Raw genomic sequence first — 12,855 nt, 5'->3', positions numbered from 1 at the left:
TCCTATGCGCGGTGCCGGATCAGGCCGAACCGGGCGTGATGGCAAGACTGCCCGACGGCCGCCGCTGGGCGCTCGCGCCCGGATGCAGCACCACGGTCGTGAATGACGATTCGATCAGCGCCGGCCCATGCACGACGTGCGCGGGCGACAGGGTCTCGAAACGATGGACGTCGGCATCGACATGGCCGAGCGCATCGAACCAGGCCTTGCGCGTCTTGCCGGTGACGGCAGCCGAAGCGGTCCCCTCCGCCGGAGGGCCGGTACCGGACCGGCCTTCGGCAGACGGCGCCCCATTGGGCAACACCTGCCGGCTTGCGCCCGTGACGGGACACGCCAACGTTGCCCCCCACCCGACCACCTCGACTTCGGACCCTTCGTCGCGCACCGCAAACAGCGTTTCGTGGGCCGCATGGAATGCGTCGAGCAACGCAGCCAGGGCCTGAGGCCCGTCGATGCGGGGCGACGGCAGCACCACCTGCACTTCCCACGCCTGCTCGACGTAGCGCGCCTCGGCCCAGAAGGTCAGCGTGGGGGCCGACACGGACTCGCCCTGCCGCGCAATGAAGTCGCGGCACCGCCCTTCCAGATCGGCCAGCGCGGCGTTCACCTTGTCATAGGCGAAGTCGCCACTGCGGGCGTAGACCATGCTCTGGAAGCGGGCCGACAGGTCGGACAGCAAGGCGCCGGCCGCGGACAACGCCGCGCCCACCTGGGGAATTAGCAGGCGGCGCGATCCCAGCCGCCGCGCGATCAACACCGAATTCAAACCCGCCGCGCCGCCCCCGCCGATCAGCACGGCGCCCACCGGGTCGACTCCTTGGGCCACCGACGTGTCCAGGATGGCCTGCACCATGGCCTCGGTCGCCAGTTGCAGAATGGCCGATGCGGCCTGTTCCACGCCCAGGGACAGAGGCTGGGCCACATGGTCCTGAATCGCGCGCCGTGCGGCCTCGCGGTCCAGCTGCATGGTGCCGCCCAGAAAGAAGTCGGGATCCAGATGACCAAGCACGACCGACGCGTCGGTCACGGTCGGCAAGGCGCCGCCGCGGCCATAACACGCAGGGCCCGGCTGCGAACCGGCGCTCTGCGGACCGACATGCAGCATGCCGCCCGCATCGACCCACGCAATCGATCCGCCGCCGGCGCCCACGCTCACCACGTCAACCGACGCAAAGCCACTCAGGTGGCCCCGGTACGGCAGGCCGATCCACGAATCGCGCGTCCACGGGATTTCGCCCTTGCGCACCAGGCTGACGTCGTAGGTGGTGCCGCCGGTATCGGCCACGATGACGGTATCGGTGCCTTCATCGGCCAGCGCAAAATGCCGGCCCGACACCGGCGCCATCGACGGGCCGGAGTTGATCAGATAGATCGGTGCACGCGCCACATCGGCGCTGTCCATCACGCTGCCCTGCGAGGTGACGACCAGGGTGCGGCCGGTAAAGCCGTTGTCGGTCAGGCGCCGCGACAAGGTTTCCAGATACGCCGTCATCATCGGCTTGAGCGACGCATCGATACACGTGGAGGACGCCCGCCGGTATTCGCGCAAGGCCGGATTCAGTTCATGCGACAGCGTGAACGGCACACCGGGCAGATGCTCGGCCAACAGGGCGCCCAGCCGGCGTTCGTGAGCCGGGTTGACGATGGACCACAACAGGCAGACCGCCACCGCTTCCACCTTCTTCTGGCGCATTTGATCAAGGAGCTGCAGCACGACGGCTTCTTCGAAGGGCGCGTGTTCCTGCCCGTCGGCCAGCATGCGGCCCGGAATTTCCCAGGTGAGCGCGCGCGGCACATACGGCGGTGGCGACGCTACCGTAAAATCGAAGGCATCGGCGCGGCCGCCTTCCCGAAGGGTCAGCACGTCAGGATGGCCGACCGAGGTCAGGAAAGCGGTACGTGCGGTGTTGCCTGTCACCACGGCATTGAGCGCATGCGTCGTGCCATAGATGAACATGCTGCACCGGCCCAGCAGCGTCTGCAGGCTCATGCCGAACTGCGTGCTGGCCAGGGCCAGGGCATCCATCACGCCGCACATGGGATCGCTGGGCGTGGTCGACGCCTTGAACATATGCAGTACCTGCGCGTCATCTTCGACAAGCAGGTCGGTGAAGGTACCGCCGGTATCTACAGCCAGGCGCATGGCGACTTCCTAATGGGACAACACAAGACGGCAGGGATCGAACGACAAGCCAGCCTTCAGAAAACCACGCCTTACCGGCGCGGCGCCAGGCCCAGCTGGATGCGGGCTTCGGCCGGTGTCGCCACCTGCTTGCCGATCATCTCGATGATGGTCACGGCGCGCTCCACCAGCTGGCCGTTGGATGCGAATACGCCGCGCGACAGGTACAGGTTGTCTTCCAGGCCCACCCGCACGTTGCCGCCCAGCAGCGCCGCCTGCGCCACCATGGGCATCTGCTGGCGGCCTATCCCGAAGGCCGCCCAATGCGCATTCGCGGGGAGCAGGCTCTTCTGATACAGGATGGTCTCGACCGTGCTTGGCGCGGCCCACTTCACGCCCAGCACCATCTGGTACAGCGGCGCATCGTCGATCAGGCCTTCGGCCACCATCTGATTGCCGAACAGGATGTCGCCGGCACTGAACACTTCCAGCTCGGGCTTGACCCCATGCTGCTGAAACAGCCTGGCCATCTGGCGCAAGGTGCGCGTGGTGTTCAGGTAGACGAACTGCGTGTCGCCTTCTTCCTGATTGCCCGTGGTGATGTCCATGGACGCGATGTCCGGCAGGCAATCGGCCAGGTGGCGCACACGTTCGCTGGCAGTCAGCATGTCGCTGCCCGGCAGCCCGCGTGCCTCGTTCTCGGGGTCGGGCAAAAAGAACGCACCCAGGCCACAGGTCAGGTTGATCAGGATGTCGACACCGCTGTCGCGGATGCGGTCGACGACTTCGCGGAACAGGGCCGGATCGCGCGAGCCTTCGCCTGTTTCCGGATCCCGCACATGGATGTGCACGACCGATGCCCCCGCCGCGGCCGCTTCCAGGCAGCTGGCCGCGATCTGCGCCGGCGTGACCGGAAAGTTCGGGTGCTTGCGGTTGAACGGCGCGTTGCCGCTGACCGCGCAGGTCAGAATCGTTTTGGTGTCCATGCTCAGTCTTCCCACTCCACATTGCCGCTGACGGAGATCAGTTCCCCGGTGACTTTTTGTGCGCCGTCCGACGCCAGGAACAGCACCATGTCGGCGATCTCTTCCGGTTCCACGGTGGTCCGCATCGAAATGAAGCGCAGCATGTCGCGGGTGACGGCCTCGACCGGTTGGCCCACTTCTTCGGCGCGGTCGCCGATGATCTTGCGCATGCGTGCGTTGTTGATGGCGCCCGGCAGGATCGCGTTGCACCGCACGTTGAAGGGGCCGAGCTCGCGCGCCGCATTCAGGGTCAGTCCTTCCACCGCGAATTTGGACGCCACATAGGCCGTGCGCCGCGGCAGCCGGGTGCGGGTAGATCCAGTCGAAAAATTAATGATCGCGCCGTGCTGGCGGGCTTTCATCGAGGGGATGGCCTGCTGCATGCAATACAGCATCCCCCCAACGTTCACGTTCATGGACTGCTGCCAGTCGGCGACGGCAATGTCTTCGATCAGCGCGCGCGGACCCGCAATGCCCACGTTGTTGACCAGCACGTCGATGTCGCCCATCCAGGCACGCGCCTCCAGGAACAGGCGCGCCACGTCATCGGGCGAGCCCACATCACACACGGTGCCATGCAGTCCGGGGTAGTCGGCCAGGGTGGCGGCCAGCGCATCGGCATTGGCGTCGCAGATGTGGACACGGTCGCCCCGGGCCGCGAAGGCCAGGGCCATGACCTTGCCGACACTGTCGGCGCCCCCGGTGATCAGGACGTTGGCGCTCATGCCTCGTCCTGGCTCAGCGAACTGGCCAGCCCGGCCGACACGCCTTCATCGGCCAGCAGACAGCTGCCGTGCATGGCGCGGCTGTCGTCGCTCGCCAGAAAGAGCGCGATCGCGGCGATGTCTTCCACGGCGGAAAAGGGCCGGCCGCTGGGGGTCGACGCCGAAATCGCTGCCATGGCGCGGGGATCGGCGCGCAGGCCGGCGTTCATGGGCGTCGCGGTATTGCCCGGGGCAATGGCGTTGATCTGGATGCCGACCGGCGCCAGTTCGAGCGCCAGCGCACGCACCATCTGGACGATGGCCGCCTTGGTTGCGCAGTACACCGAGAAGGGCGCGACGCCATACACGGCCGCGACCGACGCAATGCAGATGATCCTGCCGGCGCCACGCGCCTTCATGCCCGGCACCACGCCGCCGATCAGATTCCACGTGCCCTTCAGGTTCACGCCTATCATGCGGTCGAAGTCGTCATCGGGCGTGGCGCCGGCCGGGGTCGGATAGAACATGCCGGCTGCGCTCAGCGCCGTCGTGACCGGACCCAGGTCCCGTTCGACATCAGCGACCAGCGATGCCATCGACGCGGCATTGCGCACGTCGCAGACATAAGGCCGCGCGGTGCCGCCGGCGTTGGTGATGCGGTCACACACGCCGCGCGCCTTGCCGAGGTCGGACGATGCGACCACGGCTACCGCGGCGCCTTCCTGCGCGAATCGCAGGGCGATGGCTTCGCCAATGCCTTGCGAGCCTCCGGTGACGATGACAACGTGCTTGAGCAGCTTCATGAAGGATTCGACCCAGAAGAGTTCGACGACAAGACGGTCGAGCGCATCACTGCAGCGTGACCCGCCCTAGGGAAAACGCGCATGTTATGATCATATAACCTATATTTGATCAAATATTGCGCCGTGAAGAATTGAATCACAGATGCATTTTTGTATCAATGGTATTTTCGAGGGCGTGCCAACCGGGTTGCGCCCGCGTTGTGTCGACTCCGCGGTTCGCCCCGCGGTCCGCACGCCTGTCATCCCTAGACCCATGCCATGAAGCACGTCCTTTCCCCGCGCGCCGACGCGCCACGCGGCACGTCCGACACCGCGCCCGACCCGGCAGCGGCGGGCACTGCTGCGTCCGCCACGGCGTCCATCCCCGCCGCGCCGGCGCGTCGCCGCAAACGCGCCACGCCGGCTGCGTACACCCTTGCGCCCCTTACCAACGACTCGCCCGACACGACCCAGAACCTGGCCTATCTGGCCTTGAAGAAGGCCATCCTGGGCGGCAAGTTCTATCCCGGAACGCCGGTCACGCTGGCCAAGCTGTCCGAAATGCTGGGCACCAGCGACATGCCGATCCGCGAAGCCCTCAAGCGCCTGACCGCAGAAGGCGCGTTCGAAGCGCTGCCGAACCGCTCCCCTCGCATTCCGGTGCTGTCGAAGGCAGTGGTCCGCCAGATCCTGGAATTGCGGGTCGAACTGGAAAGCCTGGCCGCAGCCCAGGCCGCCGAGAACATGACCAAGCGGCACATCGACCAGCTGCAGGCGCTCGACAAGGCCATGCAGCACGCGCTGCGAACGGGGGATCTGTCGGCTTATGTCACGCTGAACATGGAATTCCACTTCCTGATCTACCGCGTGGCCGACAACGAACCGCTGCTGGCCCTGATCGAGGCGTTGTGGCTGCGCATGGCGCCCGTGGTGGCCGTCAATCTGGCGGCCATGGCCGGGAACCACGAATTGACTTCGGCAGGCAGCGGGGATCACCACGGCCGGATCATCAAGGCCTTCCAGAACCATGACGCCGCCGCGGCACGCGCCGAGATCCGAGCGGATCTGACCCACCCCGGCGCCCTGTCACGCTACGGCGATGACCAGCCCTGAATCGTTGCATGCACGTCTCTTCAGTAAGCAAGCCGTAACGCCATGCTGACCGGCGCACCGGTCGTCATTGCACCCAGGTAGACTCCTGACGATCACCTGAACAGGAAGCCTTTCCATGGCCGGCAGCAGTTTTTTCGCTTTGCTCGATGACATCGCCACGATGCTCGATGACGTCTCCATCATGACGAAGGTGGCATTGAAGAAGACCGCCGGGGTGCTGGGTGACGACCTGGCCCTGAACGCGCAGCAGGTCACCGGCGTGCCCGTGAACCGCGAATTGCCCGTGGTGTGGGCGGTGGCAAGAGGATCCTTCATCAACAAGCTGATCCTGGTGCCGTCGGCCCTGGCGATCAGCGCCTTTGCGCCCTGGCTCGTCACGCCCTTGCTGATGGTGGGCGGCGCGTATCTGTGCTTCGAGGGCGCGGAAAAACTGGCGCACCGTTTCCTGCCCGACAGCAACGGTCACCACGCGCATGCGGAACGTGCCGAGGCGCTCAAGAATCCGCAGGTCGACATGGTCGCGTTCGAGAAGGAGAAGATCAAAGGCGCCGTGCGCACCGACTTCATCCTGTCCGCGGAAATCATCGCGATCACCCTGGGCGCGGTGGCCACCGGCACGTTTACCGAGCAGGTGGTCGTGCTGTCGGGCATTGCGATCCTGATGACCGTGGGGGTGTATGGGCTGGTGGCCGGTATCGTCAAGCTCGACGACCTGGGTCTGTACCTGACGCAAAAAGCGTCGTCGACGGCCAAGGCCGTTGGCGCTGGCATCGTGCGCGCAGCGCCGGTGCTCATGAAGACGCTGTCCATCGTCGGGACGGCGGCCATGTTCATGGTGGGCGGATCGATCCTGACCCACGGCATTCCGGTGGTCGCGCACACCATTGAAGGCTGGGCGGCGGCGGCCGGCACGATCGGTGGCATCGGCTGGCTGCTTCAGGCCAGTCTGCCGACGGTGTGCAATGCCTTGTTCGGTATCGTTGCGGGCGGCGCGGTGATGCTGGTGGTGGAAGGCGTCAAGAAGCTGTTCAAGAAGAACAAGACGGCCGCGCATTGACACCTTCTTGACGCGTTCGCCCTGGCATCTTGACGCTCCGATGGGCGGGGTGGCCGCAGCACGCTGCTGCTGCATACCGATCCGGGCCATCTCGATGCCCTGATGCACACGATCATGACCTCGCTGCCCGAAGCCGAATTCGGCCCCATCGGGCACCTTGGACAGATCAGCGACGCCGCGTCGTCCCTGCCCCAGGTATTCGGCGCTGGCGGCGGAACGGCCCTCGCTTGGACTCGTGCGGCGACTGCGGAACGACGTGCTGCCGATGTCTTAGCGGCTCGCCGGCTGCTGCCCCAGTTCCCGGGACAGCACCGCCGCCTCGGCAATCAGCAGCGCGCCGAAGCACGCCACATCGTCGGCATCCAGCCGCACGCCAGGGCCGAAGATGCAGATCGATCCGGCCACCCGGTCCGACCCATCAAAGAACGGCGCTGCGACCGCCACCGCGCCGGTGATCAACTCGTCGCGGCTCATGGCATAGCCCCGCTTGCGCACCTCGTCCAGCAGGGCCGGGTAGGTCGCCAGATCCATGTCGATGCTCGCGGCATAGGTCGCCAGCGCTTCCGCCGACAAAGGCATGTTGGCCAGGATGCAGCGGCCGCTGGCGCCCAGCACCAGCCGCTCGCGATACCCCACGCCCCGCTTGAAGCTCAAGGGCTGCGCACTGGGCAACTCTTCGACACACAGCCGGTACACGCCCTCCGGCACGAACAGGGCGACGGTCTCGCCGGTCGCTTCCCATAGCCGCGTCAGCATGGGTTCGGCGATGGTGTGGATGCTCAGACTCGCGCGCCACACGTGCGCCAGCCGCGCGACAGCGCTTCCCAGGCGAAAGCGCTGCGGATCGCCCGACGACACCAGGAAGTGGTTCTGCTCCAGCGTCGCCAGCAGCCGATACAGCGTCGGCCGGCTCAGCTTGACCCGCTTGAGCAGCTCGGCCACCGTCAGCCCTTCGTCTCCGGGCCGCCAGGCCGAAAGAATTTCCAGGGCCCGGTCCACTGCCCGGACGCTGTCCTGCCCCTTGTCGTTTTCCACGCCGCCCCGCCATCCGCAAAACCTGCATGTTACTGAACCCGTGCCGCAGCCCCGTTGCATGCGACGCGCGCCCTGTCCGCCGGCTCCACCTGAGTCGATATTGACACCGGTAAATCTGTCCGTACAATGGACACCATTATCACTTAGCGGACAACCTGCGGTCAGGTTGAGGAGACACGATGGACAAAACGATGGCAGAGACCCTGGTTCGCACCGGCCCGGGCACCCCGATGGGCAACGTCATGCGGCGCTACTGGGTGCCCGTGCTGCAGGCCAATGAAATTGCCGAGCCGGACTGCCCACCCGTCAAGGTGCAGATCCTGGGTGAAAAGCTGCTGGCGTTTCGCGACACCGAAGGCAAGGCCGCCTTGATCAGCGAGTTCTGCTCGCACCGCGGCGTGTCGCTGTACTTTGGCCGCAATGAAGAAAACGGCATCCGCTGCGCCTACCACGGCCTGAAGTTCGACCGTGACGGCAATTGCGTCGACGTGCCGTCGGCCCCGCAGGCCTGCAAGTCGATGGGCATTACGGCCTATCCCTGTATGGAAATGGCCGGCCTGGTGTGGGCCTACATGGGTCCGAAAGACAAGATGCCCGCGCCACCCGATGTGGAGTGGTGCACCCTGCCCCCCAGTCACGTCTTTGTGTCCAAACGCCTGCAGGAATGCAATTACCTGCAGGCCATGGAAGGCGGCATCGATACCAGCCATGTGTCTTACGTCCACCGTTACGAAGTCGATACCGACCCCATGCACCAGGGCACCAAGGCCCTCGACTACATCAAGGCCGACGGCAACGTCATCTTCGACATCGAAAAGACACCGTTCGGGCTGACCCTGTTCGGCCGCCGCAACGGCGACGCCGATACCTTCTACTGGCGGATCACGCAGTTCCTGTTCCCCTGGTACACCCTGATCCCCCCGTTCGGCGACCACTCGCTGGCAGGCCATGTGTGGGTACCCATCGACGACCATTCCTGCTGGGCCTGGAGCATCAATTTCCGCCCGGAACGCCCGCTCAGCGACGAAGAGATGGCCGACCTGGAAGCCGGCAAGGGCATCCACTGCGAGTACGAAGCAGGCACCAACCAGCCGGGCGGCACCTTCCGGCCCAAGGCGAACAAAGACAACGACTACCTGATGGACCGCCAGGCGCAGAAAGACAAGCGCGCCTACAGCGGCGTATTCGGTTTCGCGGTGCAGGACTCTTCGCTGCAGGAAAGCATGGGACTGATCCAGAATCTCAGCGACGAAAAGCTGTTGCCCACCGACCGCGCCATCGTCATGGCGCGCCGCATGTTGTTTGAGGCCGCGAACGCGCTGGCCCAGGAGCAGGCCGACCCGCCCGCGCTGGCTGCCGACAAGCAACGGGTGCGCGCCGCCGGCGTGCTGCTGCCACGCGATCAGGACCCGCAGGACTGGGCCGCCATCCACCTGGCGGACGGCAAGGACCAGCCGGTCTACACGATCTAGGCCCCTACCCGCCCGAAAGCCCCACCGGTAGCCACCGGTCAGGGGTTTCGGGCGCCGCGACTCACCTCTGCCAGGGTGCACCCGCGCCTTGGCACGACGTCCGGACCGGGCGCGCAGACGCCCGGCCTTTCCCCTACGGAGACACCTTCATGCCCCGCTTCCCCTTCCGCCGCGCGCTGCTGGCCGCCGCCCTGCTGTCCTGTACGCTTCCGGTGACCGCCGCGCAGGCCGCCGACTGGGCGCCCACCAAACTTGTCCGCATCGTGGTGCCGATCGTCGGCAGCACCAACGACGTGCTGGCTCGCCTGGTCGCGCCCGAACTGCAGCGCGTGCTGGGCCAGACCGTGATCGTTGAAAACAAGGGCGGCGCCGGCGGCAATATCGGCACGGCCGAAGTCGCGCGGTCCGCGCCCGACGGCCACACCTTGCTGGTCGGCTTCAATGGCCCGATCGCCATCAACCCGACCCTGTACAGCAAGCTGCCCTACGACCCGGTCAAGGACCTGTCGCCCATCACCCTGGCCGTCACGTCGCCGCAGTTCCTGGCGGTCAACGCCAACGTCCCGGTCAAGACCGTGGCAGAGCTGGTGGCGCTGAGCAAGACCAGGAACATGGCCTACGCATCGGTGTCGACCGGCAGCGCGTCGCACCTGACCATGGAAATGCTCAAGTCCGCAGCCAAGATCGACATCGCGCACGTGCCCTACAAAGGCGCCGGCCCGGCCGTGGTCGACCTGGTCGGCGGGCAGGTCGATGCCGCCTTCATGGTGCCCGGCAACGTGCAGCAATTCGCGAAAGAAGGCCGCATCCACCTGATCGCGTCCACCGGCGAAAAACGTTTTGCCTCGACGCCCAACATCCCGACCATGATCGAGTCCGGCTACCCCGGCTTTGTCGCACTGTCGTGGATCGGATTCTTTGCGCCGGGCGGCACGCCGCAACCGGTCATCGACCGCTACAACCGCGAACTGGTTGCGATCCTCAAGCAACCGGAAATCCGGGCCAAGCTGGAACAGATGGAGTTCGATGTGGTGGCGAGCACGCCGCGTCAGTTCGCCGACTGGATACAGACCGAGATCCCGCGCTGGGGCAAGGTCATCAAAGACACCGGCGCCAAGGCCGACTGAGGAGCCCGCAATGCAACAGCAAGACAACCCTTCATCTGCCGATCCCGCCCGTCGCGGTGGACGGCTGCACGGAAAAAGCGCGCTCATCACCGGCGGTGGCGGTGGGATCGGCGCGGCAACGGCACGGGTGTTCTGCGCCGAAGGCGCATCGGTGATGCTGGTCGATGCCAGCGAGGACGGCCTGGCGCGAACGGCTGCGGCGCTGCGCGATGCGCACCCGACCTCCAACGTGCTGACCTGCGTGGCCGACGTATCCGATGCCGATCGCGCACGCGACGCCGTGGCGCAAGCCATCCAGCGTTTCGGTGGCCTGGACATCCTGGTCAACAACGCGGCCATGCGCAATTACGATGCGCTGGCCGACGTCACCCCGGCGGCATGGCAGGCCATGGTCGCCGTGAACCTGATTGGTCCGTCCAACTACATTGCGGCCGCCCTGCCCGCACTGCGTGCGTCAGGCAAAGGCAGCGTGGTGACCGTGTCGTCGTGTTATGCCGTGACCGGGCGCAAGGGCATGGGTCTGTACGACACGACCAAGGCCGGCCTGCTTGCCATGACACGCACCCTGGCATGCGAAGAAGCTGCCCACGGCGTGCGCGCCAATGCACTGTGTCCGGGATCCACGCTGACCGACTTCCATGTCGGCCGCGCGCAAGCCAGCGGCAAATCGGTGGAGGTGCTCAAGACGCAACGCCAGGACACGTCCATGCTCGGGCGCTGGGCCAGCCCCGAAGAAATCGCGTGGCCGATCTTGTGGCTGGCTTCTGATGAAGCGTCGTTCATCACGGGTGCGACGCTGATGGTCGATGGGGGCCTGTCCGCGATGTAGCAGACGGACGGCCACGCAGGCGGACGCGGCCATCGATCGCGTCCGCCCACGACCCGGCCGGCCTGTGTCAGACGAAGCCGGCCTTCCGCGCGCCAAACTCCCGCAGTGCCGGAAAGATGTCGTCCAGATCCCCGGCGCTTGCGCCAAACCATCCACCCAGGGTGGCGGCAAAGGTTTCCACCGACGTGGACGGCAACATGCGCCCGTGATCGACAAAACCCGGCCCTGCCACATCGATATCCGGGTGCGATCCATAGAACCGCCCGCCACGCACGGCGCCGCCCATCACCAGATGATGCCCGCCCCATCCGTGGTCCGACCCGTTCCCGTTCGACGTCAAGGTGCGGCCAAATTCCGACGCCGTGAACGTCGTCACCTGCTTGCCCATGCCCATGGCGTCGATCGCCTGCTGGAATGCCGCCATGGCGGACCCCAGCTGCGTCAGCAGATCCTTGTGCGCGCCCATCAGGCCATCGTGATTGTCAAAGCCGTTGAGCGTCACCACGAACACTTGCCGATTCACTTCCAGACTGCGCCGCGCCGCAATCATGCGCGCCACCACCTTCAGCTGCTTGGCGAACGGCGTCGCAAAATCGCCTTGCACCGTGACCGGCTCCAGCGCCGCGCGCAGCTTCGCATCGGCCTCGATCGACCGCGCCACCGTCTGCGCATGCAGGTCGCCCAGCACGTGCTGCTGCGACTGGGTGATCAACTCGCGCAGCAAGGCGGTGCAGGTGCTCGATCCATACGTGTCCCGCCGCAGCAGTTCGATCGGCGTCGACCCGTCGATGCCAACGCGGTAGCCCGCCACGTGCCGGCCCGACAGCAATACCGCGCCCTCGCCCGCCGTTACGTTGGCAAACGTGCTCTTGCCCTTGCCCGATGCAAACAGATCGGCCAGCCGCCCGCCCCAGCCCGTGGATGCGCCTTCCGGCGCCAGCGCCTGCCAGTAGGCCTGCTGGTCATTGTGCGAAAACAGCTTGGGCGGCAAAGGCACGCTGCCCGAGATGTACTGCGCCTTCGTCGTCGGCACCATCAGCGGCCCGACGTTCAGTTGCACCGCCAGCTGGCCCTTGTCGAACAGCGGCTTCAGTGACGCCAGGCCCGGCGCCAGCGCGAACTCGGCATCGCCATCCAGGGGCGATTGCGGGCGCAAGGCCGTCGCCTCCAGGCTGTTGCGCGGCAAGGCAATGTCCGTACGCGCGGCCGCGTACTTGCGATGGCCTGCCGCATCATAAGGAACGATGGTGTTGTACGGATCGTTGCCGCCGTACAGAAAAATGCAGACCAGCGCCTTGTAGTCGGTCGCCGACTGCGCGGCCGCTTCGCTCATCGCGCCCAGGCCCAGCGCCAGCGGACTGGCCGCGCCCAGCCCCGAGATCAACGGTCCGGCAACGCCGCCGGCTCCCAGCGCCGACATCTGCTTCAGGAAGGTGCGGCGCGCCTCGCCCGCCAGGCTGGCCGCACGGAAGGACTGCGAAGGACGCGATGGCTTGGATGAATCGGACATGACGCTCCAGATGTGTGCTTGGCGCTGGGAATTGTTGGACAGATGCGGATTGGACGGTTGCGTAGGCAGAAGTTCAGCG

Annotated in this window: 11 protein-coding genes; 5 read left to right on the top strand and 6 right to left on the bottom strand. The window is 66.0% G+C overall.

Features of this window, described 5'->3' with window-relative positions:
• Nucleotides 1-19 precede the first annotated feature (19 nt).
• From IE116_RS20105 to IE116_RS20090, 4 genes are all read right to left on the bottom strand, one after another.
• Nucleotides 20-2,143: a hydantoinase/oxoprolinase family protein gene (locus IE116_RS20105; RefSeq protein ID WP_189615033.1), complete on the bottom strand. Its 2,124-nt coding sequence runs from the start codon at nt 2,141-2,143 to the stop codon at nt 20-22.
• A gap of 71 nt (nt 2,144-2,214) precedes the next feature.
• On the bottom strand, nt 2,215-3,108 hold the full coding sequence (locus IE116_RS20100) for a beta-keto acid cleavage family enzyme (protein ID WP_189615032.1): 894 nt from the start codon (nt 3,106-3,108) through the stop codon (nt 2,215-2,217).
• 2 nt (nt 3,109-3,110) lie between these two features.
• A complete protein-coding gene (locus IE116_RS20095) occupies nt 3,111-3,872 on the bottom strand; it encodes an SDR family oxidoreductase (RefSeq protein ID WP_189615031.1) in 762 nt (253 codons plus the stop codon).
• A complete protein-coding gene (locus IE116_RS20090) occupies nt 3,869-4,654 on the bottom strand; it encodes an SDR family NAD(P)-dependent oxidoreductase (protein ID WP_189615030.1) in 786 nt (261 codons plus the stop codon). The genes IE116_RS20095 and IE116_RS20090 overlap by 4 nt, the downstream gene beginning before the upstream one ends.
• A 258-nt stretch (nt 4,655-4,912) precedes the next feature.
• Between IE116_RS20090 and IE116_RS20085 the strand changes: the two genes are divergently transcribed.
• Nucleotides 4,913-5,746: a GntR family transcriptional regulator gene (locus IE116_RS20085; RefSeq protein ID WP_189615029.1), complete on the top strand. Its 834-nt coding sequence runs from the start codon at nt 4,913-4,915 to the stop codon at nt 5,744-5,746.
• Between the two features lie 115 nt (nt 5,747-5,861).
• Nucleotides 5,862-6,803, top strand: a complete 942-nt coding sequence (locus IE116_RS20080) for a DUF808 domain-containing protein (RefSeq protein WP_189615028.1) — start codon at nt 5,862-5,864, stop codon at nt 6,801-6,803.
• 270 nt (nt 6,804-7,073) lie between these two features.
• Here IE116_RS20080 and IE116_RS20075 read toward each other — a convergent pair whose 3' ends face one another.
• Nucleotides 7,074-7,838, bottom strand: a complete 765-nt coding sequence (locus IE116_RS20075; protein ID WP_229828587.1) for an IclR family transcriptional regulator — start codon at nt 7,836-7,838, stop codon at nt 7,074-7,076.
• A gap of 179 nt (nt 7,839-8,017) precedes the next feature.
• On the opposite strand from IE116_RS20075, the gene IE116_RS20070 reads away from it, so the two are divergent.
• The 3 genes from IE116_RS20070 (at nt 8,018) to IE116_RS20060 (ending at nt 11,266) form a co-directional block, all read left to right on the top strand.
• Nucleotides 8,018-9,310 (top strand): Rieske 2Fe-2S domain-containing protein, encoded by a 1,293-nt coding sequence (locus IE116_RS20070; protein WP_189615026.1) that lies wholly within the window; start codon nt 8,018-8,020, stop codon nt 9,308-9,310.
• A gap of 149 nt (nt 9,311-9,459) precedes the next feature.
• Nucleotides 9,460-10,437, top strand: coding sequence for a Bug family tripartite tricarboxylate transporter substrate binding protein (locus IE116_RS20065; RefSeq protein ID WP_189615025.1), 978 nt, complete (start codon nt 9,460-9,462; stop codon nt 10,435-10,437).
• A 10-nt stretch (nt 10,438-10,447) separates the two neighbouring features.
• Nucleotides 10,448-11,266, top strand: coding sequence for an SDR family NAD(P)-dependent oxidoreductase (locus IE116_RS20060; RefSeq protein ID WP_189615024.1), 819 nt, complete (start codon nt 10,448-10,450; stop codon nt 11,264-11,266).
• Nucleotides 11,267-11,333: 67 nt separating this feature from the next.
• Here the strand turns inward: IE116_RS20060 and IE116_RS20055 are convergent, their stop codons facing one another.
• On the bottom strand, nt 11,334-12,776 hold the full coding sequence (locus IE116_RS20055; RefSeq protein WP_229828585.1) for a DUF1501 domain-containing protein: 1,443 nt from the start codon (nt 12,774-12,776) through the stop codon (nt 11,334-11,336).
• Nucleotides 12,777-12,855 lie beyond the last annotated feature (79 nt).

It is taken from the genome of Pigmentiphaga litoralis, assembly GCF_014651835.1.
In the GTDB taxonomy this organism is placed as follows: Bacteria; Pseudomonadota; Gammaproteobacteria; order Burkholderiales; family Burkholderiaceae_B; genus Pigmentiphaga; species Pigmentiphaga litoralis.
This window is presented reverse-complemented; position numbering and strand designations above follow the sequence as displayed.